Origin of the sequence: Halomonas sp. HAL1 (genome assembly GCF_030544485.1) — a bacterium.
Taxonomy (GTDB): Bacteria; Pseudomonadota; Gammaproteobacteria; order Pseudomonadales; family Halomonadaceae; genus Vreelandella; species Vreelandella arctica.
The window spans coordinates 2,552,146-2,577,798 of record NZ_CP130610.1; the positions used below are offsets into that span (position 1 = coordinate 2,552,146).

Sequence of the window (25,653 nt, forward strand, 5' to 3'; positions counted from 1 at the left end):
AAAGTGTACCTTTTGACCCGCTTCTATTATCTTTGAATTTTAATGGATCATAAGTGTCGTTTTTGTTATTGCCTAGGTTCAAAAGAAACACCCACCTTATGATCCAAAATTGAGGATATAGCTCAATGGCAAGAGCTATGGTGATTTCTGGTGTATGGAAGCAGGGTGAAGGGGTGGCGTATCCTGTTGGTTGATCACCGCCAAGATCACAACCAACAGAGGAATGATACGCCATGGCCAAGTCTAACCTGCACGCTCTTTCACAACCAGAGGTAGCCACCAATGACCCATTGCACGAGCTGATCCGTCAGGGGGCCCGTGACCTGATTGCCAAGGCGGTCGAGTCGGAGCTTCAGGGCTTGCTGAACCAGTATGCCGATGTTTCAACACCCGATGGGCGCCAGGCGGTGGTGCGCAACGGACACCTACCCAAGCGCACGATCCAGACAGGCGTTGGGGATGTTGACGTTCAGGTGCCCAAGGTCAGGGATCGCAGCGGCTCCGGCATTCGCTTCAACAGCCAGCTCCTGCCACCGTACTTGAAGCGGGCTCAGAGCCTGGATGAGCTCATTCCCTGGCTCTACCTGCGCGGTGTTTCCTCTGGCGACTTTCAGGAGGCTCTGGGCGCCTTGGTCGGTGAGCAGGCCAAGGGGTTGTCCGCTAACACGGTGACCCGGCTCAAGGCCCAGTGGCTGGAAGGACACCGGGACTGGCAACGGCGAGACCTGAGCCAGAAGCGTTACGTTTACTGGTGGGCTGACGGTGTCTACAGTAATGTCCGCCTGGATGACCGGCTCTGCCTGCTGGTGATGATCGGGGTCACCGAGCACGGCCACAAGGAGCTGGTGGCTGTCGAAGACGGCCACCGGGAGTCTGAAGCCAGCTGGCGGGAGCTGCTCACCGGTTTGCGGGAACATAGCCTGGATTATGCGCCCAAGCTGGCCGTCGGCGACGGGGCTCTGGGCTTCTGGAAAGCGCTGAGCAAGGTGTTTCCGGAAACCCGGCACCAGCGGTGCTGGGTGCACAAAACCGCTAACGTACTGGACAAGCTGCCCAAGTCAGTACAGCCGAAGGTGAAGTCAGCCTTGCACGAGGTCTATCTGGCGGAGACCCGTGACAGCGCTCACAAGGCATTCGACAGCACCTTGAAGCGGTTCCGAGACAAGTACCCGAAGGCCATGGAAAACCTTGAGAAGGATCGGGACGAGCTGCTGGCCTTCTACGATTTCCCGGCCATTCACTGGATTCACTTGCGAACCACCAATCCGATTGAATCCACCTTCGCCACCGTGCGGTTGAGAACCAAGCAGAGCCGCTCCTGCGGCTCTCGCGACACCACCTTATCGATGGTGTTCAAATTGCTCCAATCCGCCCAAAAACGCTGGAAGCGGATTAAGGGGTTCGACCAACTGAAGCTGGTCGTGGACAACGTTCAGTTTCGGGATGGAGAACAGGTGGATGATCAAACTGGCAGAGACGCCGCCTGACGGTCATGCACCAGATTTGACAATAACTCCAATGGCAACGATCGGCTATCTCGAGTCAGCTCTAGTGATCAAAGCACTCACTCTCAACGCAGAGAGAGTGCAAATCGTCATAATGTCGAACATTGGTGGAGTGACGAGGCAACTTCTGGGGTGTTACCTGCTCTGCAGCGTGCGGGCTTCTCGGCCTTGGCAGAATATGTACGTGACGGCGACGTGCTAGTGGTCTACGCCATTGATCTCCTGGGGCGAGATACTGTTGATGTACTTAACACAGTTCAATTTATGCAAAGCAAAGGAGTGTCGATTATCAGTTTGCGTGAAGGGTTTGATCTCAACACACCTACCGGAAAGGCAATGCTTACGATGCTAGCCGCAATGGCTGAGATTGAGTGCTCAAACATCCGCGAGAGGCAAATGGCTGGTATACGTCGTGCAAAAGCAGAAGGTCGACAACTAGGCCGCCCCAAGAAAGCAGATGCTGATGACATAAAGCGTTGGCGAGCAGAGAATGAAGCGAGTATCAGTAAAACTGCACTGCGATTCGGGATATCAGAATCGACGGTAAAGCGAGCATCAAGATGTAATGCGTCTTAACTGTAACTGTAAGGCGTCGGTATTTTTTCGTTAAATTCAGAAGCGCAATATCACGTAATTTATGTCATATCAGTTCGGAGGTCATCATGGATAAAAAAAAGAAACTACTCATCATTGCCCACGCGCCTTCCGACAACACACAAAAAATGTTTCAGGCGGTAATCAGTGGAGCTTCTAACCAAGAAATTGAAAATGTAGATGTTCAGGCACTTATTCCGCTCGAAACACAGCCCGAAGACATTAACTCAGCTGATGCCATCATTCTGGGTACGACTGAAAACTTGGGATACATGGCAGGTTTAGTTAAGGATTTATTTGATAGATGTTAAGTGATTCTGCATAAATTATCGCGTATAAAGAACAAAGATCCATCAGAGTAAAATACAGAACCATGTCTCGGCGCTTACGTTTCGTTTCTTTAACACCTGACCAGCAACGTATCTTAAATGAAGCCTACCAGTACGGCGAAAAGAGAGCACTACGTCGTCGGGCCCACGCCATTCTGCTCAACCACAAGGGCCATACGATTAACCAGATTCGCGATATTATTGGGGTTAAGCGCGATACGGTATCGACTTGGTTATCCCAATGGGAAGCAGACGGTATTGAAGGTCTTCAAGACAAGCCTCGCGAAGGACGCCCGCACCTTCTCAGCGAGAGCGATCTTGCTGTGTTAGAACAACTGGTTGAAGAGTATCCCCATCAATTGCCTGTCCTCCATGCCAAGTTTCAGGAGCAGACAGGTAACGTCGTCAGCCAGGACACGTTGCGGCGCGCGTTAAAAAAAGGCTATAGCTGTAAGCGGATACGCCGCTCATTGAGGGCACATCGTGACGAAGCGGATTTCCGCCATACGCAAGAGATAATCAATGTATTGAAGGAGTGGGAAGATGATGGTGAGTGCGATCTCTATTTCTTTGATGAAGCCGGTTTCTCGCAATCATCGTCACTTCCTTATGCATGGAGCCCGATAGCCAAGCCCTGGGAAGTCACGGCCTACCCACACAGCAAACGGCTGAATGTACTGGGCTTTCTCACCAGAAAAGGTGAGTTTTTTCACCATATGACCACCGACTCAGTGACCACTGAAACCGTTATAGAAGCCTTTGATCAGTTTGCGGCACATAAAGACCCTGACGCATTCGCCGTCGTGATACTGGATAATGCCAGGATGCACCGTTCCAAGGCGTTCCAGCGCAAACTTATTGATTGGATGGCACATCGCATTCACCTGGTCTACTTGTCGCCATATTCGCCGGAGCTGAATCTGATCGAAATCCTTTGGCGCGAAATCAAATACCGGTGGCTACCGTTAACAGCCTACAGTTCGTTCGATAAGCTTTGTGAAGCGGTCAAAAAAGTATGTAATGGTTACGGCACTGATTACTCAATAACTTTTGCATAACCACTTATTACAATTGTATCGATAAAACCGAAGGACTCCCATTTGCTTTTTACATTCGTGCTGGACACGATGGTACAGGTACCTGTCGAGCGATTAAGAGCATTAGCAAGGGTTTGAGTTGGAAGCTTGTACAAGACCCTCTAATCTGTAGAGGAAAATTTCAGGAAGAATTTATTGATCAATGTGAGGAGCTAGGGTTGGCGATGGCAGCTAGCCTTGAATCAGGCATTATCTAAAATAACCGAGACGCCACTTAACCACTATATTGTTTTAACAATTAAGTGCTTATACAAAAGTAATCCGGTATTCGTTGCCGTAGCCTGACAACACCTTATGGACATAGTCTTTCAAGGACGAGAAGCTTTCATAAGCCGTCAACGGCAGCCACTCATACTTGACCTTGCGCCAAAGAATCTCGATGAGATTTAGCTCCGGCGAATAAGCAGATAGATAGACGAGGTACACACGGTGCGACATCCATTCCAACTCCTTATGTCGGAAAGCCTTTGAGCGATGGACACTGGCATTATCCAGCACCACGATGGCAAAAGCGTCCGGCGACTTCTGGGCAATCAGGCGGTCAAAAGCCTCAATGACCACCTCGGTGGTGATGGTCGTCATGGTCGAGTGGTAAATCAGCGAGCCCTGACGACTCAAGAAGCCCAGTACGTTCAGGCGCTGACTATGCGAGTAGCCCGGCATTTCCTGAGGATGGCCGATAGGGCTCCAGGCGTAAGGCAAGACGGAGGACAGGGCAAAGCCTGACTCATCGAAATAGTACAGTTCCGTCTCGCCCCGATCCTCCCAACGCTGAAGCTCAGCCAGCAGGCCTTGTGTATGGCGGAAGTCAGTCTCGTTACGCTGGCTTTTCAGGGATCGCCGGGTGCGCTTAAAGCTATACCCCAGATTTTTTTAATGCTCGCTTGAGCGTCATGGTACAGGCACCTTTTCCGGTTTCCTGCTGGAGTCGTGCCTGGACGGCCTTCAGCTGATGAGGTTGCTCTTGTACGAGTTCAAGTAACCGCTCCCGCTCCGCATCACTATAGATGGCGGGTCGCCCGGCGCGAGGCTTGTCCCGGAGCCCATCGAGGCCCTGTGCCTCCCAAGCATCGAACCAGAGCGAAACCGTTTCGCGGGTAACGGACAGAATCTTGCAGATCTGATCGATGGTATGACCTTGGTGACTCAGCACGATGGCATGAGCCCGACGACGCAAGGCGGGTTTCACGCCATAGGTATAGGTTGCCATCAATGTCTGAAGGTCTGTGTCGGATAGGGAAGGCACAAAGCGGAATGTCATGCGCATCGTCCTGGATCAACGGGTCAGGTTTATAAGCATAGCGGAAAATATGTGTTTTGGTACTTACTCATAATGGCTTTTTTTGAAAAAGCCTGACAGTGATATTCATTATATTTTAGGACGTACTGAACGCTTCTCTGGGCAACATACTTTTGGCCTGGTTTGGCGAGGTTTTGGGCTTGGGGAGATGCGTCGTGATACCGGCCTCGTGACACAGAAGAATCTCCTCCTCATTAAAGTAAACGCGATCAGCCACGATGTGGATATCACTGACCCTATAACAAACATCAAAAAATTTAAAAGAAGTGGGCCAACCTAGGGGTGTTGGCCCACTTATAATTTTGGCTAAGTAATAGGCACCGTTCAGACAGGCTCTACCATGAAGCGAGCGAAGAACTGATTGAGCTCTTCGAAGCTATCCAGCGGCAGCACCAGAGAGACGTATTGGTCCGGGCGCACCACCACCAGGGCGCCTGCACCACGGTCGATCCCGCGCAGGTCGAAGATGTCGCAGTCTGAGTCCAGAACCGGCGCGTGAGACTTCTGGTAGTCCTGGAGCCCGTAGAGGCCCTTGTTCGGTTTGAGCAGCGAGTGCATGTCGGCCCAGTCCACCTCGAGATGAGACTGCTGGATGATACCGTGAACGTCGAAGATCGCGTCCAGATCGGCCCCTTTCGGCGTGAAGCGGCGGATCACCGAGGCATCGCTGGCCAGGTAGTCCATCAGCGTGTTGAACCGGGAGCCTGGGCTGCGCGGGTCAACCATGTCGGCGAAGGCGTAAAGGCGCCAGCGACCGTCAGCACGATGCACGTGGCCCAGGTGGACCTGCTTGGCATCGCCGAGCCGGATCACCTCGGCCGAGTGGAAGCGTCGTCCCGGTGGGAATCCTGTGGCCAAGTGCAGGTGGCTATCGCCACCAGTGAGCAGCCCCGGCGTGTAGTGAGTGGCAAAACCCGCGGTGAACTCGCTGTTAGTGACGAACTGGCGCTGTACCTCGGCCAGCCCCTTCATCGCAGCCTCGGGATCGTCAGAGTCCTGAGCGGCACCAATCGCACACGACCAGCGGGTATCCATCTCGATCAGGTTCTCGGCGATGACGTGGCGCTCGTCGTTGTAGGTGTGCAGTAGGCTCGCCGGGCTGCGCTCCTTGAGGACCGAAATCAGCTTCCAGCCGAGATTGAAGGTATCCTGCATCGACACGTTCATGCCTTGGCCGGCCTTGGCGCTGTGGGTGTGGCAAGCGTCACCGGCTATGAAAACCCGCGGTGTGCGGCTCCCCTTTTGATCGTCGTCGACATCGTCAAACTTATCGGTGACCCGGTGGCCTACGCGGTAGACGGAGAACCAGGCGGTCTCCTTCACCTCGAAGGTATAGGGCGACAGCACAGCTTGAGCTTTATCCAGCACCTCCTCCTCGGTCAACCAGACGTCCGGGGCAATGTTCCCCATGTCAACATAGAGCCGAACCATATAGCCGCCCTCTCGGGGGATCAGCAGGATGTTGCCCGACTCGGCGGACTGAATGGTGCACTTGAAGCGAATGTCCGGAAAGTCGGTTACCGCCAGGACGTCCATCACGCCCCAAGCTTTGTCCACACCGTGCCCCTGTGGAAAGCGTCCGATAGATTCACGCACCACGCTGTGAGCACCATCGCAGCCGACCACGTACTGGGCACGAACAGTCTTTTCACCCTTGGGGGTGCTTAGGGTCACCATGACTCGCTCATGGGGGTCCATAGGCACCTCCACGTTAAGCGTCTCATGGCTATAGTCGACCCGAAGGCGACTTGAGGAATTGTGCATGTACTCTAGAAGAAAATCGAGCAGGCGGGCCTGGTTGACGATTACATGGGGGAATTCGGAGAGACCATCGCGTACGTCTTGCACACGCCCAAGGCGGGTGATACGAGATTTGTTACCGAGAGCGGGACCCCAGAAGTGGGTCTCGTTGATCCAGTAGGCCTCGGTGGTCAGCTTCTCGGCCAGGCCGAAGGCCTCAAACATCTCCACGGTACGACAGGCAATGCCGTCGGCGCGCCCCACCTCCAGGGCCCCATCGGACTTCTCCACCACGCGGGTGACGATATCAGGAAAAGCCGAGAGCTGCGACGCCAGCAGAAGCCCCGCCGGACCGGTGCCGACGATGAGCACGTCCACCTCCTCCGGCAGCGGACCCTGCGGGTCACTTCGCCCTTCAGCCGCGGGCTGGATCCGCGGGTCGCCACTGCGGTAACCATCGAGGAAGTACTGCATCTATTAGCTCCATCCCGTTTGCCACGGGTTGTTGTGAGAGTTTATCGGTGGGTTAGAGAGCCGGTGCGGTATTTCACAACGGCAAGACTAGTAGGCAATATTGAAATTACTCAAAAATTGAGTCCATCACGACTCCGATACAAAGCAACATCTCCATAGACTAAGTAAAAATCATTTAGCCGAAAGCACCTAACACCTTAAAGATGAAAAAGCTTAAAATTAATAGCACACCACTCACTAACATTATTCAAAGTCTTTAGGATCAAACAAAAGAGGGGAGCGAGAATACTCGTTATTCAAATTAACAAGCTTTTTCAAAAGAGACATAAAAACATCTCTCTCCTGCTCAGTTAGCGGTGCCAATATTCTTTCTTGCACACGCATGATTGACGGAGCAGAATCCTCTAAAAGCTCATTCCCTTTTGGTGTTAGATTTATAAACTTTGACCGTCTGTCATGCGGGCTTGGCGACCTAGAAATAAGACCACGTGAAACCAGTCTTTCCAAAACAGCACCAAGCGTTGACTTATCATAAGCAACTAGACTAGAGAGCTTTGTGGCATCAATGTTCGGTACAGACCGTATAACAATTAAAACTGCATACTGAACAGATGTTAAATCAAACTGTCTGCATTCCTCATAGAGTAATGCATCGGTAATTTGCTGAGCTCTCCTAACAAGGTGCCCCGGAAGAGAATAAAGTCTCAGCATCTGTTCTAAGTCAACGTTATTTGCATTACTGCTCGAAGGGTCATCCATATGCCACTCTCATTGAAAATATAAATACATGTCAAGGCTGGCTCACTCTAGCAGGCCAGTCACAAAACGTCAGTTATGGGAAACAACAAATTTCCCAGCACGCCTGCCTGAAGTCATAGCCCATCCGATGTGATGGCCATGGCCAGCAAGTATCAATCCTCCTTGGCCAGATGAGCCGGCAGCATATAGCCCTTTGATCGGACATCCGCCCTTTTGAACCACCTGATGTTCAGAATTAACCTTTAGCCCACCTTCGGCGATCACGACCCAACTCATTACAGGCCCAAGAGCATAAAATGGAGGTTCTTTTATTTCAGGCAAACCATTTGTACCATCACGCCTTTCTTCATTAACTTTATCAACAGCCCCCTTAAGCGATCGATAGTTAACTCCTATTCTTTTAGATAGAACCTCCAAGTTATTACCTTCATGGAAAATATCAGATCTAGTCTTCTTGTAGTCAGACATATAAGCATAGGCTACGCCTGGCGCGGTAGAAACGAAGTTCGGCCACTCCTCAAACTTCTCCTTAAGGTTTTTATCCATAACAATAAATGCAAGTTTTCCTTTTTGCCTAGCAACTTCCGGCTCTGGCTTATTTCGTTCGTCGGAGAATCTATCTCCCTCCTCATTCACCAAAATTGCCCCGCGCTCGAAAAGAGAAGGTTCAGGTGATAACGATGACGTCATAAACTGCAAAATAAAGGGCCTGAAGAACTTCATAGGAAGTTTTTCCAGACCAAACTGCATTAATGCAGTTAGCCATGGATGAGGAGGTAGCCGCTTTATCAATGAGGGCTTTGGAGCTTCTTTGAAGCGTAAGCTAGGTCCCCAGATGAGATCTCCGTTAACAACTTCACTCCCAATTTCAATAGCCATTTTCTGGCCATCACCAGTGCTTGATGAATTATACCCATCAACATGGGCAACATCTGGCCTAAACTCAGCTTTGAGAGACTCACTATTGCTGAAATCACCCGAGGAAATCACGACACCATATTTAGAGTAGATATTAGACGCGCGGCCATCGACACAAGCCTGTACACCTACAACGCGATCTCCATTATAAAGCAACTCTGTAACTTTTGTGTTTAGCTTAACATCTACACCTTTACGGATACACTCTCTGCTCAAATAGTAACCATACGCTTTTGAGTTAGGAATAACATTATGCATCCTTTTTTTAGAATGTGGTGGTTCAGGAAATGGACCATGAAATCTAACACCAATTTTCTGTAGCCATTCAAACGTCTCTTTTACATTATCAACTAGTACTTTCCTCAGTTCATAATTCTCTTTATCTCTCATACTTTCGGGTATAAATAGAGACATGTCATTAAAATGCTCTTGCGGGCTATCCTTAATTCCAGCACGAGCTTGAAACTGAGTATCTGAAACTGTAATAGATCCAACAGATAAAATTGTTGTACCACCAAGATGGGAATTTTTTTCAAGTAGAACAGTGTTCGCTCCATTTTCTACAGAAGCTATTGCAGCCGACATCCCTGCACCACCTCCCCCAACTACAATTACATCAACATTAATATCCATAAAGACACCTAAAATTTTTGTTCGTGAGAAACCCAAGTACTTTTCTGAACCCATCCACAGTCAACAGGAATATTGGCTCCTGTAATAGCAGAGGACAAATCTGATATTAGAAACTGCACTACGTTAACAATTTCATCAATTTGGACTAAACGACCCATAGCTGAATGCTTTTCTAACAAAGAGAGGTCACGGTGACCATTTTCTACTTGGGCCTGCATGGCAGGAGTAAGAGTAAAACCTGGAGAAACTGAATTCACTCTCACATTTTCCATACCCCAAGCCGCAGCCAGGTTTCTAGTTAACATAATAACAGCAGACTTAGCTGTACTATAAGCATGTAAAGGCATAGAACTCATACCCGCAATAGAGGCAATATTAACTATGCATGAACTATCCGACGCCAACAAAGGCTTAAATGAATTACAAACATAGAAAACACTTGAAAGGTCAACCGATATAACCTTGTCCCAATCTGAAAATTCTATATCTTGCGGCTCCATCGGCACTTCAAGAATTCCTGCACAATTGACAATCGCACTAATAGTCTCATTTTGATAACGAATAGTTTCACAAACATTATTGAGGTCCTCCTTTTTAGTAACATTAGTTCTTATCTGAACCACTTTTCTTTCAACTGATAGCTCTTCTGAAACATGAAGATCTAATGAATAAACTTTGTAACCAAGATGCGCCAGCATAATGACAATACTTCTACCAATCCCGCTGGCACCACCTGTAACAACAGCAACATTTGAATTATCAAGTAATGTATTTTCTTTGGTCATATAAATACCACTATAAAATGAAGGTTAACAGTCTGAGAGTTACCCCTCAGACTGGTTATGCGGTTTTAAAGGTTACAGCCACCTACAATAGGTGTTGCAGTCTCCGAATCTAATGTCATATTAATGATCGGCTTCAACACATCATTATCATAGCCAACAACACCAAAGTAATTTGGCTTAACAAGTTGATGATCTTCACTTCGAATAAGTACATCACCAAAAATAGTGTTGAAATCGCCCCCGCTCATAGCAGCAGAGATATCACTAGGCTCTACACTTCCGCTATTCTCGACGGCTTGGAAAAGCACCTGCATTCCCGCGTATGTTTCCCCTTCAAAGTTTGTAGGCACAGAGTCTTGATATACCTCCGCCCACTCTTTAACAAAGTTATTATTTTCATCAGTATCAAGAGTTGAGCCGTAATTAATAATACCAAAAACACCTTCTGCGATATCACCAACCGCGTTGATTGTGCTGTCAGTTGCAAATGAAACACCAGCCAATGTTGAGTTCTCCTGCAACCCAAGAGAGGAAGCTTGGTTAATAAAGTTCACAGCATCTCGGCCTGCTAATACGACCCACACGCCTTCAGCTCCACTTTGAATTGCTTTCTGGATATATGGGGCCATATCATTAGTACCCAACCCAACATAATCTTCACTGACTACATCTTTTCCAAACTTAGGAAGGGCAGCTTTAAAGCTATCAGCATTATTCCTTCCCCAGGCAGTATCCGATGCAACCAAAGCCCAACTGCTTTCGTCTCTTTTTTCAATCCAGCGATTCACAACTACAATATCTGATGCCGTTGCATGATTGACCCGAAAAAGGCGACTATCACAGTTTTCTCCTGTAATTTGATCAGCTTTTTGAATTGTAGAGATGTACATGGCATCCCAGCGATTTAATAGTGGAGCAACTGCTAAGGCTTCTCCTGAGGCGATCCCCCCAAGGAGAATGTTATACCCTGAATTGATCAGCCTCTCAGACTGCCTCCTCGCTTCAGCAGCTTTACCTTGAGTATCCAAAAAGCTAACTTCGACTTTTCGACCATCAATACCTCCACTCTCATTTGCTTGCTCAACAGCAAAATTAACTGCTCGCTTAACCTGCTCACCTAGGTCAGCATATGCTCCAGACTCAGCCGTAGGGATGCCAATCTTTAGTGGATCAGCAGCTACAACATAGCCACTGAAGAGTAAAGAGCTCAAAGCCACACTAAAACCAATTTTTACTTTATTATTTTTAATCATAGCACTTCTCCAAATAGTTTAGATTTGTTATACAAGCCGCCAATATTATTTTCTTAAAACACCTCCTCAACTATATAGCAATATGGGATTTAAGTTCTTCTAAGTATTCATTATTGATTTTTCCAGAGTCTACAATTTTGCCTTTAGATAAAAGGTAATAAGAATCTACACAGCGAGCAAGTAAAGATATATTTTGCTCTACCAACATTATGCTAGTTCCTTGTTCCGAAAGTTTATCCAATGAATCAGCAAGCTGATCAACCATCACTGGAGACAGACCTTCACTAGGCTCATCTAATATTAATAGCTTAGGATTTGCCATGAGTGCTCTTCCAATTGCCAACATTTGCTGTTGGCCACCACTCATAGCCGTACCCATTGAGTTCTGTCGTTCTTCCAGTATCGGGAATAGCTTATATACTGAAGTAAGATCCCAATACCCGGACCTTCCAGAGGCTAACCCCATAATCAAATTTTCCTTTACTGTAAGATTAGAAAAAATATTCCTACCCTGTGGAACTATGGAAATACCTGACAAAGCAGCATTATGATACTTGATAGCTTTTTGTTTTTCTCCATTGAACAAGACTTCTCCTGTTTTAACGCTTGCGACTCCGATGCATGAGTTAACTACGGTAGTCTTACCTACACCATTCCTTCCGATAAAACCAACTTTATCACCCTCATTAACAGAAAAACTCACATCATGAAGAACCTGAGCTTTACCGTAAAATGAATTAACATTTCTAAAGGTTAATAAACTCATTACGCACTACTCCCAAGAAATGCACTAATAACCTCAGGATCACGCCGCACTTCGCTAGGATCTCCTTCGGCAAGTTTTTTTCCTAAATGCAGTACTGTAAGACTATCGCAAATTGAAAAAATTACTTCCATATCATGTTCCACTATCAGAACAGAAACACTCCAATCCTTAGCAAGATCTCTCAAGAGTCCAGCAAGTTTCAATGATTCAGAAACTGTTAATCCTGCTGCGGGTTCATCTAAGAGGAGAACTTCTGGCTTACCGACAAGTGCAAGCGCCAAATCCAGCCGTCGCTGTTCACCATGAGCAATTTCTGATGCCTGTAAGTTAACAATACTCCCAAGTTCTAGGGCATCTATAACCTCATGGTGGTTATCTTCTTCTGCAGCCATCCCTGCGAGACTTAGTTGCTCAAGCACTGTTAAGCCTTGAAATATATTAGTCTTTTGAAAAGATCTAGATATTCCTTGCTCCCTTTTTTTCCTAGATGAAAGATTTGCTATATCTTTTCCGTTGAGTAGTACTTCACCATGCGTTTTTCCTCCACCACGTCCACAAAGAACATCCATCAGAGTAGACTTACCAGCACCATTTGAGCCAATTAGTCCCTTTATCTCTGCTTTTTGTAAGGAGATGTTAATGTTATCCAATGCATAGAAGCCGCCATACACTCTACTTAGGGATCGCCCAGTCAAAACCGGATCTTGTTTATTGCTCATTGTTGCTCCACGTTTTTATAATTTTATAGCATTTAGAGTATAAGGCGTGCATAACACCGGCTACACCTCCAGGGAAAACAACAGTAACAAGTATCAAGAGTACCCCCATGAAAAATGCCCAATATGCTGTGTACCCCATCACCATTTCCTTTAAGAAATAGAAAGCCACTGCTCCCAGTGCGGGCCCCCATATAAACCCAACGCCGCCAATTATAGCCATGATCAAAGCTTCTCCTGAAAAGCTCCAATGGAGAATCTCTGGTGAGACGAATGTGTTATAGAGGGCAAAAAGTACACCGCCAAGTGAAGATATGGCTGCAGATATAACATAAATGAGGACACGAGGAAGGATAGCTGAATGTCCGATATACCTTACACGTTCTTCATTATCTCGAACGGCCATAGTAAGAAGCCCATACTTACTTCGTGAAAATAAAGTTAAAGTAACTATCACTGCCGCAAGCACGCTAGAAGTAATTAACAGCATCACAGTCGGGTTATATAGAAGACTGGAGTCCATACCGAATATGGATTCTGGGAGGTTAATAAACATTCCATCCTCACCATTTGCTAGCTCCCTCCAGCGCAGAGCCACTTCATGAAAGGCCTGTGCTGTCGCTAATGTAAGCATTGCAAAGGCAATACCTATACCCCTAATAAACACAAATCCACAAATAAGCCCAAGTAAAATAGATAATGCAATTGAAAGCACTATTGCTATCTCTATAGAAAACCCAAACCTTTGTGTGAGAATAGCTATTGCGTATGCAGAAAACCCAAAAAACAAAGCATGTCCAAAAGAAACTAAGCCGCTTTGTTTTACCAAGAAGCCGACAGAGGTTGCCATAAGTGCAATTATCAATGCCTGCACAAGTGATGAGTGGAAATGCTGAGATGTAAAATATACTACGGCTACAACAGATACGATATATACCCCGAGCAACACCCACAAGCTATTTACTCTCGGCTTCTTTATAGTTAGATCTGCTGTTTTAATTTTTGCTTTATAAGTCATTTTCCCACCTTAATCAAACCTTCAGGCCGCCAAATAAGTACCGCAACCATAGCGATGAATGGAATCATTGATGCGATCTCTGGTACATATACAATGCCAAAAGTCCGCAAAAGACCTATAAACATGGCAGCTACAAAAGCCCCCGAGAAACTTGCAAGCCCTCCTGTAGCAATGATTATAAAACTATCAATTAATACTGTACCTCCCATGTGTGGAGTTAAGGACATAAATGGTGCTGCTAGTACGCCAGCCAATCCAGCAATACCTACACCAACTGCGACGACAATCATAGACAGTCTATCAGGGTTAACCCCCTGCATGCCGGATGTAACTGGGTCAAGACTAGATGCACGGATATACAAACCAATTTTTGTGAATCTGATCCAAGCCACAAGCCCCAGAGCTACTAATAGGGAAGCTATAATAATAAAAACCCTATAGACTGGAAACTGAGAACCAAGTACTGATATTGATCCTTCTAATACTGAAGGAGTACGCATCTGTAATATTGAAGGCCCCCATATAAATTGCACCATATCTTGTAATACCAAAAGAATTCCAAACGTTACCAGAACAGTAACAATGGGATCTTCTTTTTGAAGTGGCTTAAAAACAAACCTATCTATAACTGCTCCAAGTAGTGCCATGACAAACGGAGTAGCAATCATTGCCCACCAGAAACCAAACTTTAAAGCACACATATAGCCTATATAGGCCCCCACCATAAATAAGGCACCATGTGAAAAATTCACTACCTGTCTGAGCCCAAAGAGTAAAACTAATCCAACAGCAATGATGAAATGCAAGCCGCCATATACAATGGCATTTAGTATGTAAATCTCCATTTATTGCTCCATTATTTTTGTTAATTTTGTCTTTCTTTAGCTACTGGCCCTACCGCCCGAAACGTCGAACACTGCTCCTGTGGAGAAAGAACACTCAACCGACGAAAGCCAGCAAATCATAGCAGCGATCTCATTAGGTTCGGCCAACCTATTCAGTGGGATTAACTTCTCACTTACCTCCATGGCACTACCTGTCATCCCCTTTAAAAGGCTGGTCTTCGTTAAAGCGGGAGTAATAGCGTTAACAAGAACACCACTATTCGCAAGTTCTTTAGCAACTGACTTCGTTAACCCAATCAAGCCTGCCTTTGAAGCGGAGTAAGCTGACATATTTATGTTGCCTTCTTTACCTGCCACTGATGCAACATTTACAATACGACCTGAAGTACTTTTTCTAATATAAGGGGAGCTTCTTTTTATTGTTAGATAAGCACTTTTTAAATTAATATTCAGCACTCTATCCCACTCATTCTCTTCGAGTATCTCTATAGAACCAACCTTACCGAGTATACCGGCATTATTAATCAGAACATCTATTTTTTCAAATCTATCAATTGTTTCACTGACAGCTGAACTAACTTGATCGGAATCTGTAACATCTGTTTTTATATAGAAAACCTCATCCATAACGCTAAGCTCATATACTGGCGGATTGAGGTCCCAAATACATACTGATTCACCTCTTTCCAATAGCATCTTAACTACTGCTTCACCAATCCCTGAGCTACCGCCAGTTACTACTGATACTCTTCTAGTTATCAAGTCCATTTCTTTACCTATTTTATAAATTTATTTTGTTAAAGATTATTCTAAGTTTCCGCTAGCGTGCTTAGAAGTTATATACCCAAAAACTAGAGCAGGCCCTAAGGTTGTTCCTGGTCCAGGATATTCCCCATTGAAAATCGATGCTGCATCATTACCGCATGTATATAGTCCACTAATTTTTTTTCCGTTTTTCCCAATAACCTGCCCCCATCTATCTGTTTTAATCCCAGCACTGCAACCTATCTCAGCAGGCCATATTTCGATAGCAATATAAGGAGGAGAATCTATACTTCCTATACATGGGTTAGGCTTATGGTTAGCATCACCATTAAACTTATTTAGCTCAGTATTGCCTTTCCCATAATCTAAATCTTTTCCTGATTTTGCAAATTCATTATTTTTATTAATTTCATTAATAAGGGATTTTTCGGGTACATTTATTGTGACAGCCAATTCCTTAATGCTTTTTGCCGACTTAATGTAACCAGATTCAACATATTTATTAATATCTTTTACACCGGGGGGGATATAACCAAGTCCATATTTATTAATGAAATTATCATCACACACTAAATAACAAGGCATATTTTTATCTGCGTCTAAATACATAGCCTCAACAAAATCATGATACGAACACCCTTCATTGACAAATCGTACCCCTTTTTTATTTACTGCAATCAGACCAGGCTTTGCGCGGTCTAAAGATAAATGCGGGAATAGCCCTTTTTTTCCTTTTTTATGATATGTAACAGACACCGGTGCCCAAAAGCCTCCTCCCCCTTGTGTGGTATATTCAATTTCAGCACCAATTCCATCTGCAATCGTCAGGCCATCTCCTTTATTTTCTTCGCAACCGAGCGAGAACTTTGGTGTTGGAGAATACATATATTTTTTTCTATAAGCTTCATTGTGCGAAAAGCCACCAGTAGCCAAAATTAAAGCATAATTTATATTTATAATTTCAGATTTATTACCTCTAGAAACTATTATTTTGCTAATTATTTCATTTCTGCTATCAACAGATTCAATTTTAGAATTGAACCAAACATCAACACCTAGTTTAATAAGTGAGTAATACATCCGTCCTACTAGTGCATTCCCCATAACTACACGTGTGCCGCGCGGATATTTCATTCTATCGACAAAATACCTACCAACTAGTCTAGATGTGTGCCAAAAACTTTTTAGACTTTTATACCTGTTGATAAGATGTGGTATGTCTGATTTACCAAACATCATGCCACCGAGAATCATGAATTCAGGAATCGGAGGCCTTAACCTAGAAAAATTACTTCCTAGTAGTCTTCCATTAAAGACTTCGGGGATAATAGCTCTTCCTGACACAGCATGTCCTGGTATATCAGAACGGTAGTCTGGATGCTTTCCACATGGGATAAATTTAACATCAGTATTATCATTAAAAAAGTCGATGACCGTTGGCGCCATCTTTAAATATAAATTTCTTTTGCTTGAGTTCTCTTCGCTTGAAATCAAAGATTTTAGATAATTACTAGCATCTTCAATTTTGTCACTATACCCTTCTTTTATACTTTGTGTATTACCCGGTATCCACAAGGATCCAGCGGAAGTCGCTGCCGTACCTCCAACTTGATCTGTCTTTTCAACAACTAACACTTTTAATCCATCTTTCGCAGCCACAATTGCAGCAGCCATCCCTGCTGGACCAGCACCAGCAACAACAATATCATAATTTTTTTCATTCAGATTATTGTTAATATTCATATATAATTTATCCGTTATATATTACAATTATCGATGGTTGCTAGCGATATAAGTTCCTGCTCTATACCCAAATACCAAGGCCTTAGATAAACCACCACTATAACCAGAGCTCCCCCCTCTAAACCGCCAGTGCAAGCACCAACTGCAAACAAGCCTTCAATCACATCATCATTTTTATTAATTACCTGACCATTTTCATTAGTTAATATTCCCCCCATTGTATAGGTAATACCTGCGCAAACAGGTATGGCATAAAACGGTGGGGTTTTAATTGGGTAGGATTTAACACTGCCCACAGTTCTTACAGGTTCATCTGCTTTAACAAATCCCTGCTCAACGAAATAGTTATGGGCGTCAATTGTACTTTTTAGATTTTCCTCGGGTATGTCCAACTGTTCTGAAAGTTTGGCAATGCTTTGTCCTTCTATTAGCTTACCCCCTGCTTTAATAAGGAAGGGGTTAGGCGGTATCAACCAATCTTTACCGGGACCATGCTCCCATGCAGTTGAGTCAAAAATGACTACAGATGACAAAGGGTGCCTGAGCCTGGCAACTTGATTTGTTATATAAACCCCACCCATGCCTTCATCACAAAACCTTCGACCATTTTCGTCGACAATCATACTACCGGTAGCAAGGCTGTCTATTACCGGGTAAGGCCAGAACCTATCATCATTTAGTGCCTCTTTGTAAAGCAGGTGCCCATAAAATGATTCTTCTCCAATAGTTTTAGCTCCTATTTTTTCTGCCATCAGAATTCCATTTCCCAAACCACTTCCTGCGTTCCTTTGCATTAATGCACCAGGAACATTGGATATATATTTCTTAATCAGATCCTTGTTAGCCTGAAACCCTCCATCTGCAATAACAACATTATTCGCACATACGTTAGTTTTTTTTCCATCTTTTTCAACAATAACGCCTATGCATTTACTTTCACTAGCAACGATAAGATCTACAGCTGCTGCGTTGTAAACTATTTCACCACCAAGTTCATTTAATCTCTTTGAGAGCGTTTTTAGCATTACATCGCCGCTTCTACCTTGCCAATATGGCTTTCCGCCATTAAAGTACCCCGTACTCCTAACTCCGGGTGGTGCAAGGGCATTTTTTCTTAAACCATCAGGTCCCGCTTTGATAATCCTAACACCTTTTTTTTTCATCCACTCTAGGGATTCATGTGCCGTTTCTGACAAAGCTTTAACCTGCACATCATTTTCAAGGTCGCTTGTGATTTCTTTTAACCTTTTTTTAATAATATCTTCATCATCAGTCATGTCATCCATGGCAATATGAAATAACCCCCCTGTCAATCTGCTATTACAAAGATAATCACCTTCGGGACCTCTTTCGAAAACAGCAGTACGGCATCCTAACTCACTTGCTCTAACCGCAACACTCAGCCCAGCTAACCCACCACCAATTACAGCAAGTTCATAATCCAACTTTTCAGTCATGCTACCTCCTTACCTAATAACTATATTATTGAGGCATAAGCGTATCAGATATAATCTCAAGCACTTCTATATAACTTTTCAAAATCGCAGATACAATAGCCCCAGTTAATATCCCTATAGCCAAACCATATCCACCCAAAGTATTCCAGGCATATACAGTTACAATCAATAAAACCAAAAGGAATGCAATAGCGGTTATTGACGACTGATAAGCTAATATTACTTTAATTACTGGGTATGGCGACTCACTTTTTATTATACTCACAACCAACTCCTTCGAGCGTTTTCAACTATCAGCCCTGTAAAGTCCTCAAAAGAAACCTCATCCATGCAAAGTTCTTTAAGAAGGTCTCCTTATATAGGCAGTGCACATAATGTACGTTCACTTACTTTCCGTGTACTTACTATTTGTAGAATAATATTCTAGAGGTGTCAAGGGGTGTCAAGACCTTTTTTAAAAAAATAAATAATTACAATAAAAAATCAGTTAGGGTTATAAATTGGCATGTGGACTACAGCTACCTCATTCGACGTCACCCCTTGATTGAGTAGCGCTACACTTTAGGGTCCGATCCTACGTAAGGAGATTGGACATGAAGAAGTGTTTCTGCGAAGAACAGATCATTGGCTTCCTGGGCGAAGCCGAAGCAGGACTGCCCATTAAGGAGCTATGCCGTCGGCACGGTTTCTCTGAAGCCAGTTACTACCTATGGCGCAGCAAGTTTGGTGGCATGAGCGTGCCCGATGCCAAGCGACTCAAAGAACTCAAAGCCGAAAATGGACGCTTGGAAAAGCTGCTCGCTGGAGATGGAGGTCACTCGCGAGGCGCTGGGAAAAAAGTGGTGAGTGCCCCTGCACGCCGAGAGGTGGGGCGCTTTATGGTGGCACGTGGCCTCAGTGAGCCGAGCGCTCCGTGTCATCCGTATGAGTGCCAGTGCATTGCGCTATCAATTGCCTCCTGACCGTAATGAGGCATTGCGTGAACGCATTGTTGCCTTGGCCCATCGGCATCGTCGCTATGGCGCTGGCATGATCTACCTGAAGCTGCGTCAAGCCGGTGAACAGGTCAATCATAAGCGCGTCGAGCGCTTCTACGCGGCGGCTCGGTTGCAGGTAAAACAACGAAAGCGCAAGAAGGTTCCCACATCTGAACGAAAGCCACTGGGTCGCCCTGGCGCTGCCAATCAGGTCTGGTCAATGGATTTTGTGTTTGACCGTATCGCAGGCGGGCGAGTGATAAAGAACCTCACCGTTGTCGACGACGCTACCCATGAAGCCGTGGCTATTGTGCCTGAACGTGCCACTGGCGGGCTGTCGTTAACACTGATTCTGGATCATCTGGCTTTACAATGTGGCCTAACTAGCGCCATTCGTACGTATAATGTAAAGAATGTTGTGGGCGCGCCATGCTGTTGTGGGCGCATCTACGTGGCGTTGCACTGTTTTAATCGGCCCTGGAAAACCCAATCAAAACGCCTACTTCGAATCGTTCAACGGGCGTTTTCGAGACGAAAGTCTGAATGATCATTGGTTCACCAGTCTCCATCACGCCAAAGTTGTCATCGAAGCATGGCGGCGGGAGTACAACGAAGAAAGACCGAAGAAGAGTCTTGGAGGGCTGACACTTTCAGCCTATGCCGGGCAACTGGTAGTAAAACTACGATAAAGTTACTTCTGACTCTAAACCCGGCTGCTACTGAAGATGGGGTGACGTCGGAAGCTTGTGCAAGACCCTCTAATCTGTAGAGGAGAATTTCAGGCAGAATTTATTGATCAATGTGAAGAGTTAGGATTGACGATGGAAGCGAGCATTGAGGCAGGTATTATCTGAGGCTGGTGGGTCGAAAAAAAGTTGTTGTCTAGAAAAATCATATGAATCACGATTCATTTAAAACTGTTGCCAGAAAAATGTTGCCAGCATGGTAGCCCTAAGCCTCATCGTTACTGATTCACTCACTCGACAACAAAATTATCATTTTTCATATTCGTATAATTATGTTTTGACCGCACCTACTATTCTGTTCTAGAAAAAAAGCAAGGATTGCCCTGTGCGCTCTATATCCGCGCAGGACATGACGGCACGGGCACTCAGCGCGCAGTAGAGAGCATCGTGACCGGCTTACGCTGGCGCTGGGTGCAGGCACCCCTCATTTTACGCGGTGAATGGCAGCCAACGTTTGCAGATCAAGTAGAAGAACTTAGCATGACCTTAGCGTTTAGTGTTGAAAGCGGCATTGTATAACCACGCGCAGCCTGCCTTACTGTAGGTAAGCACTTCGTGCATTCAGTGCGATTGAGAGTCATCAACGCACATCTTTCAGGTAGCCATTATGCACAATGTCATTGCCTTCTATGATGATCGCGTACTCGCTCACGAACCCAATATCGACGCTGACTTTTTACCCCAGCGAATCGATAAGCGCATTCGCCATCTGCTTGCTGGCTTACCCGTGCCTTGGAAATATCCCGAGCACCCTGGGCGATTAACCGCTATTCAACAGCTGCTTGAGAGAGCACCCATTGAAGGCTTAAAAATTGAAGGGGGTAAAGCGGCTACCCATGAGCAGTTAGCGCGTGTGCATACCACTTCCTATCTAAGCGACATTTTTAGCCTGCGCGGCAAAAATGCCTGGCTGGATGTGGACACCACGGCGGTCTCACCGGGTAGCGTTGATGCCGCAGAAGTCGCCGCTGGAACGGCTATTGCCGCAGTGGAAGCGGTGATGGAAAAACGCACTAAAAGCGCCTTCGCTCTTGTGCGCCCTCCAGGCCACCACGCCGAACCTGTTCGCGCCCGCGGCTTTTGCTTGTTTAACAATGTCGCAGTGGCGGCAGCCCATGCCCGCAGCGCGTTAGGTTGCGAAAGAGTGCTCATTGTTGATTGGGACGCCCACCACGGCAACGGTACACAGGATATTTTCTGGGCAGAGCCCGATGTGATGTTTTTTGATATTCACCGCGCCGCCCCCTTTTACCCCGGCTCTGGCCACCTGGAAGAAGTAGGCGCCGGTTTGGCGGAAGGCACCACCATCAACGTACCGCTACCTGCTGGCGCCGGTGATGAAGCGTATTTGAAAGCCTTTCGCGACATCCTGGCGCCAGCAGCTGCCTGGTTTAAACCTGATATCATTTTAGTATCAGCAGGCTTTGACCCCCACTGGCATGACTTGGCGCTCAACGTCTCCTACGAAGGATTTGGCGCGCTAACCGGTTTTATGCAACAGCTGGCCGAACAGCACTGTGATGGCCGGTTGGTATTTGTATTAGAAGGCGGCTACAACCTTGAGTCACTGGCCAACGGTACAAGGGCGGTGCTGGCAGTCCTGGCGGGCAACACAGTACCGGTACCCGATACCTGCGGTATTGCGGAAGTACAAGCCGCAGCGGATTTTCACCGCACGGCTTTTCAATCTGAACCTGAATAGTGCTTTTCTGAACAAAAACCTGACAAATAAAAACGGCACCTCGAAGGATGCCGTTTAAGTACCTAAGCGCTATGGTTATTTCAGTCGTTCAAACACCGTTGCAACGCCCTGCCCCATGCCGATACACATGGTCGCCAAGCCCAGGGTGGTATCGCGCTGCTGCATAACGTTCAACAGCGTGGTGCAGATACGCGAGCCCGAGCAGCCCAGCGGGTGCCCAAGGGCAATGGCACCACCGTTGAGGTTAACCTTATCGTCCAGCGCATCCAGGAAACCTAAGTCTTTTAGCACTGGAATACCCTGAGCGGCAAACGCTTCGTTGAGCTCAACCGTTTGGATATCAGCGGCAGAGAGACCAGCGGCTTTAAGCGCTTTCTTGGACGCTGGCACTGGGCCATACCCCATGATGGACGCATCGCAACCCGCCACACCGGTCGAAAGCACTCGCGCGATGGGCTCTAAGCCCAGTGCTTGAGCGCGCTCGTAGCTCATCACTGCCATTGCCGAGGCGCCGACAGAAAGCGCCGAGGACGTACCCGCGGTCACGGTACCGTTGCGCGGATCAAATACCGGCTTGAGGCTCGCCATAGACTCCAGGGTAGAGTCGGGGCGAATAACCTCATCGCGCTGAACCATCACTCTAAAGCCGCGCTGATCGTGGCCTTCAACACCGATAATTTCATTATCGAAGTAGCCCTTCTCCATCGCCGCTTGAGCGCGCTGGTGGGAACGCACGCCAAACTTGTCCTGCTCTTCTCGGGAAACGCCGTGCATCTTGCCCAGCAGCTCAGCGGTGAGCCCCATCATCATCGCCGCTTTGGCCGCGTATTTGCTGGCTGCAGGGTTGACGTCAACGCCGTGGGCCATGGGTACGTGCTCCATGTGCTCCACGCCACCGATGATAAAGAAATCACCCATGCCCGCTTTGATATTGGCCGCAGCGATATGCAACGCAGTCATCGAAGAGCCGCACAAACGGTTGACCGTTTGCGCAGGTACCGAACGGGGAATACCGGTCATAATCGCTGCGTTGCGAGCAATATTCATTGATTGCTCAAGTGTCTGATTCACACAGCCCCAGATCACATCATCAACTTCCGACGGGTCTAGGTTTGGGTTACGCGTAAATAGTGCCTGCATGGCCGCAGCGGAGAGGTTCTCAGCGCGAACGTTACGAAAAGCACCATTCTTGGCTTTCGCCATGGCGGTACGGACACCGTCAACCACCACAATATCTCTCGGACTCAAACTCATCTTTTATCTCCTATGCGTGGTGGTTAGGCTTGGTTGGCAGACTTATCGTTGGAATAGAATAATTCGCCATTTTGAGCCATCTGACGCAGCTTATCGGTCGGCGCGTATAGCGGCCCCAGCTCTTCGGCTAGCCCTTCTGCCAGTTTCACAAACTCAGCCACGCCCATCGCATCGATGTAGCGCAGAGCGCCACCGCGGAATGGCGGGAAGCCGATGCCATAGATCAATGCCATATCAGCTTCAGCCGGCGTCGCTACAATGCCATCTTCCAAACAGCGTACGGTTTCCAAGCAGAGCGGCACCATCATGCGAGCGATGATGTCTTCGTCGGAAAACTCTTTGTGCTCCTTCACCACCTCTTTGACCAAGGCGTAAGCCGCTTCGTCGGTCACTTTCTTCGGCTTACCCTTCTTGTCCTCTTCGTAGGCGTAAAAACCCTTGTCGTTCTTCTGGCCCAAGCGGTCATTGTCGTACATGACCTGGATAGCGGTTTTGCCCTCGCGCGCCATACGATCAGGGAAGCCTTCGGCCATGACTTCATTAGCGTGTACGGCGGTATCCAGGCCGACCACGTCAAGCAAGTAGGCAGGCCCCATCGGCCAGCCAAACTTCTCCATCACTTTATCAACGCGCTGGAAGTCAGCGCCCTGCTCAACCAGGAAGCTAAAGCCACCAAAGTAGGGGAACAGCACACGGTTGACCAAGAAGCCTGGGCAGTCGTTAACCACAATCGGCGTTTTGCCCATGGCGCGAGCGTAGGCCACGGTGGCAGCAACGGCGACGTCCGAGGTCTTCTCACCACGGATAACTTCCACCAGCGGCATACGATGCACGGGGTTAAAGAAGTGCATACCGCAAAAGTTTTCCGGCCGCTTTAGGTTTTGCGCCAAACGGTTGATTGAGATGGTTGAAGTATTGGAGGTGAGAATAGTGTTCTCGCCCACCATGCCTTCCACTTCGGTAAGCACAGCGTCTTTGACCTTCGGATTCTCAACAACGGCTTCGACAACGAGGTCGACGTTACCAAAATCACCGTAAGAGAGCGTCGGACGGATGTTGGTGAGTTTTTCAGCCATTTGCTCGGTAGTCAGCTTCTTACGCTCTACCTGCTTGGCAAACAGTTTACGGGCTTCTTTCAGACCTAACTCTATCGCGTCATCCTTGATGTCTTTCATCAGGATCGGCGTGCCTTTAGAGGCACTCTGATACGCGATACCGCCCCCCATAATGCCAGCACCGAGCACGGCAGTTTGCTTCACCGGCTGAGCTTGCTTCTCGTAATTGCTGGCTTTCTTTTTAACCACTTGGTCATTAAGAAATAGGCCAACAAGGTTAAATGCAACGCTGCTCAGCGCAAGCTTAGCGAAGGCTTTAGCTTCAATCGCCTGAGCACGGCCGCGCTCTTCACCAGCGCCTTTCTGAATCACTTTGATCGCTTCAACCGGCGCGGGATAGTGCGGCCCAGCCTTGCCAGCGACATAGCCTTTGGCGGTTTCAAACGCCATCATCTGCTCAATCGGGTTGAGCTTCAGCGGGCTGGTCTTTTCAGCGCGACGCGCCTGATAATCCAGCTCGCCGGCATTGGCACGATCAAGGATATCCAGCGCGGCATCTTCCAACTGCTCGGCGCTGACCACGGCATCCACTGCGCCCACCTTCAGGGCAGCATCAGCGCGGTTTTCAGTACCACCGGCAATCCACTCAATGGCATTATCGGCGCCGATAATACGTGGCAGGCGCACACAACCGCCCCAACCGGGCAGAATGCCGAGCTTGGTTTCCGGCAGACCAATCTTGGCTTTCTCGCTCATCACGCGAAAATCGGTGGTCAGCAATACTTCACAGCCGCCGCCAAGCGCCAGCCCATTAATGGCGGTAACCGTGGGAAATGGCAGGTCTTCAATGGCGTTAAAGATATCGTGTACCTTGAGATTCATCTCCACCAAGTACTCTTCGCCTTTATCGAACAGCGTGTGAAACTCAGTGATATCGGCGCCCACAATGAACACGTCTTTAGCGCTGGCAATGAGCAAGCCCTTCAAGCTAACTTCCGCTTGAAGAGCTTTCACTGCCTCACCCAGCTCTGCTACCACAGCGCTGGAGAGTTTGTTGACGGACTCACCTTTCAGATCGAAAGTGAGCATAGCGATGTCATTGCCACTAGGGGTGTCACGACGTGTCACCGTGATGGCGTTGCCTTGATAGATCATCCGCGCTCTCTCCACAATTCGGGTTGGCTCCATAAAGGAACCCGCCACACTTTTATTCGGCCAATAC

Annotated in this window: 20 protein-coding genes and 3 pseudogenes; 7 read left to right on the plus strand and 16 right to left on the minus strand. The window is 47.2% G+C overall.

Annotation, left to right across the window (positions count from 1 at the left end; all coding sequences use genetic code 11):
- The first annotated feature begins 233 nt into the window (after nucleotides 1-233).
- The 4 genes and pseudogenes from Q3Y66_RS12010 (at nucleotide 234) to Q3Y66_RS12025 (ending at nucleotide 3,486) form a co-directional block, all read left to right on the plus strand.
- Entirely contained in the window at nucleotides 234-1,487 is a 1,254-nt protein-coding gene (locus tag Q3Y66_RS12010; protein ID WP_008957037.1) for an IS256 family transposase, read from the plus strand.
- Between the two features lie 63 nt (nucleotides 1,488-1,550).
- A pseudogene (locus Q3Y66_RS12015) lies at nucleotides 1,551-2,081 on the plus strand (recombinase family protein); the annotation flags it as partial.
- Between the two features lie 86 nt (nucleotides 2,082-2,167).
- Nucleotides 2,168-2,410 carry a hypothetical protein gene (locus tag Q3Y66_RS12020; RefSeq protein WP_303319486.1) on the plus strand — a complete coding sequence of 81 codons (243 nt, stop codon included), beginning with the start codon at nucleotides 2,168-2,170 and terminating at the stop codon, nucleotides 2,408-2,410.
- A 62-nt stretch (nucleotides 2,411-2,472) separates the two neighbouring features.
- On the plus strand, nucleotides 2,473-3,486 hold the full coding sequence (locus Q3Y66_RS12025; protein WP_303319479.1) for an IS630 family transposase: 1,014 nt from the start codon (nucleotides 2,473-2,475) through the stop codon (nucleotides 3,484-3,486).
- 285 nt (nucleotides 3,487-3,771) lie between these two features.
- Here Q3Y66_RS12025 and Q3Y66_RS12030 read toward each other — a convergent pair.
- The 14 genes from Q3Y66_RS12030 to Q3Y66_RS12095 all read right to left on the minus strand — a co-directional run bounded on the left by Q3Y66_RS12030 (nucleotide 3,772) and on the right by Q3Y66_RS12095 (nucleotide 18,962).
- A protein-coding gene (locus Q3Y66_RS12030) for an IS630 family transposase (RefSeq protein ID WP_303319487.1) occupies nucleotides 3,772-4,786 on the minus strand; the annotation gives its coding sequence in 2 pieces (ribosomal slippage) (nucleotides 3,772-4,389 and nucleotides 4,391-4,786; 1,014 coding nt in all).
- A 363-nt stretch (nucleotides 4,787-5,149) separates the two neighbouring features.
- Nucleotides 5,150-7,039, minus strand: a complete 1,890-nt coding sequence (locus Q3Y66_RS12035; protein WP_008959915.1) for an FAD-dependent monooxygenase — start codon at nucleotides 7,037-7,039, stop codon at nucleotides 5,150-5,152.
- Nucleotides 7,040-7,282: 243 nt separating this feature from the next.
- Nucleotides 7,283-7,798 (minus strand): MarR family winged helix-turn-helix transcriptional regulator, encoded by a 516-nt coding sequence (locus tag Q3Y66_RS12040; protein WP_008959916.1) that lies wholly within the window; start codon nucleotides 7,796-7,798, stop codon nucleotides 7,283-7,285.
- A 69-nt stretch (nucleotides 7,799-7,867) separates the two neighbouring features.
- Complete coding sequence (locus Q3Y66_RS12045) at nucleotides 7,868-9,349, minus strand: FAD-dependent oxidoreductase (protein ID WP_008959917.1); 1,482 nt, start codon at nucleotides 9,347-9,349, stop codon at nucleotides 7,868-7,870.
- Nucleotides 9,350-9,357: 8 nt separating this feature from the next.
- On the minus strand, nucleotides 9,358-10,134 hold the full coding sequence (locus Q3Y66_RS12050) for an SDR family NAD(P)-dependent oxidoreductase (RefSeq protein WP_008959918.1): 777 nt from the start codon (nucleotides 10,132-10,134) through the stop codon (nucleotides 9,358-9,360).
- A gap of 65 nt (nucleotides 10,135-10,199) precedes the next feature.
- Complete coding sequence (locus Q3Y66_RS12055) at nucleotides 10,200-11,387, minus strand: ABC transporter substrate-binding protein (protein ID WP_008959919.1); 1,188 nt, start codon at nucleotides 11,385-11,387, stop codon at nucleotides 10,200-10,202.
- A 70-nt stretch (nucleotides 11,388-11,457) separates the two neighbouring features.
- Nucleotides 11,458-12,153, minus strand: a complete 696-nt coding sequence (locus Q3Y66_RS12060) for an ABC transporter ATP-binding protein (RefSeq protein WP_008959920.1) — start codon at nucleotides 12,151-12,153, stop codon at nucleotides 11,458-11,460.
- The gene (locus Q3Y66_RS12065) at nucleotides 12,153-12,872 is read right to left on the minus strand and encodes an ABC transporter ATP-binding protein (protein WP_008959921.1); all 720 of its coding nucleotides are present in this window, start codon (nucleotides 12,870-12,872) and stop codon (nucleotides 12,153-12,155) included. Before Q3Y66_RS12065 ends, Q3Y66_RS12060 begins: the two co-directional genes overlap by 1 nt.
- Nucleotides 12,862-13,887, minus strand: coding sequence for a branched-chain amino acid ABC transporter permease (locus tag Q3Y66_RS12070; RefSeq protein ID WP_008959922.1), 1,026 nt, complete (start codon nucleotides 13,885-13,887; stop codon nucleotides 12,862-12,864). The genes Q3Y66_RS12065 and Q3Y66_RS12070 overlap by 11 nt, the downstream gene beginning before the upstream one ends.
- The gene (locus Q3Y66_RS12075; RefSeq protein WP_008959923.1) at nucleotides 13,884-14,732 is read right to left on the minus strand and encodes a branched-chain amino acid ABC transporter permease; all 849 of its coding nucleotides are present in this window, start codon (nucleotides 14,730-14,732) and stop codon (nucleotides 13,884-13,886) included. Before Q3Y66_RS12075 ends, Q3Y66_RS12070 begins: the two co-directional genes overlap by 4 nt.
- 36 nt (nucleotides 14,733-14,768) lie before the next feature.
- Entirely contained in the window at nucleotides 14,769-15,500 is a 732-nt protein-coding gene (locus Q3Y66_RS12080; RefSeq protein ID WP_035587491.1) for an SDR family NAD(P)-dependent oxidoreductase, read from the minus strand.
- A gap of 36 nt (nucleotides 15,501-15,536) precedes the next feature.
- Nucleotides 15,537-17,240 (minus strand): FAD-dependent oxidoreductase, encoded by a 1,704-nt coding sequence (locus Q3Y66_RS12085; RefSeq protein WP_008959925.1) that lies wholly within the window; start codon nucleotides 17,238-17,240, stop codon nucleotides 15,537-15,539.
- Between the two features lie 14 nt (nucleotides 17,241-17,254).
- Nucleotides 17,255-18,697: an FAD-dependent oxidoreductase gene (locus Q3Y66_RS12090; protein ID WP_303319488.1), complete on the minus strand. Its 1,443-nt coding sequence runs from the start codon at nucleotides 18,695-18,697 to the stop codon at nucleotides 17,255-17,257.
- Between the two features lie 25 nt (nucleotides 18,698-18,722).
- Nucleotides 18,723-18,962, minus strand: a complete 240-nt coding sequence (locus Q3Y66_RS12095) for a hypothetical protein (protein ID WP_008959927.1) — start codon at nucleotides 18,960-18,962, stop codon at nucleotides 18,723-18,725.
- A 328-nt stretch (nucleotides 18,963-19,290) separates the two neighbouring features.
- Here Q3Y66_RS12095 and Q3Y66_RS12100 point away from each other — a divergent pair.
- The 3 genes and pseudogenes from Q3Y66_RS12100 to Q3Y66_RS12110 all read left to right on the plus strand — a co-directional run bounded on the left by Q3Y66_RS12100 (nucleotide 19,291) and on the right by Q3Y66_RS12110 (nucleotide 22,122).
- Nucleotides 19,291-20,363 (plus strand): annotated as a pseudogene (locus Q3Y66_RS12100) (IS3 family transposase).
- A gap of 333 nt (nucleotides 20,364-20,696) precedes the next feature.
- Nucleotides 20,697-20,939: pseudogene (locus tag Q3Y66_RS12105) on the plus strand (flavodoxin family protein); the annotation flags it as partial.
- 88 nt (nucleotides 20,940-21,027) lie between these two features.
- Nucleotides 21,028-22,122 carry a histone deacetylase gene (locus Q3Y66_RS12110; RefSeq protein ID WP_008959930.1) on the plus strand — a complete coding sequence of 365 codons (1,095 nt, stop codon included), beginning with the start codon at nucleotides 21,028-21,030 and terminating at the stop codon, nucleotides 22,120-22,122.
- Between the two features lie 75 nt (nucleotides 22,123-22,197).
- On the opposite strand, the gene fadA is transcribed toward Q3Y66_RS12110, so the two are convergent.
- A complete protein-coding gene (fadA, locus tag Q3Y66_RS12115) occupies nucleotides 22,198-23,376 on the minus strand; it encodes an acetyl-CoA C-acyltransferase FadA (protein ID WP_008959931.1) in 1,179 nt (392 codons plus the stop codon).
- Between the two features lie 23 nt (nucleotides 23,377-23,399).
- Nucleotides 23,400-25,586 carry a fatty acid oxidation complex subunit alpha FadB gene (fadB, locus tag Q3Y66_RS12120; RefSeq protein WP_008959932.1) on the minus strand — a complete coding sequence of 729 codons (2,187 nt, stop codon included), beginning with the start codon at nucleotides 25,584-25,586 and terminating at the stop codon, nucleotides 23,400-23,402.
- Nucleotides 25,587-25,653: the final 67 nt, after the last annotated feature.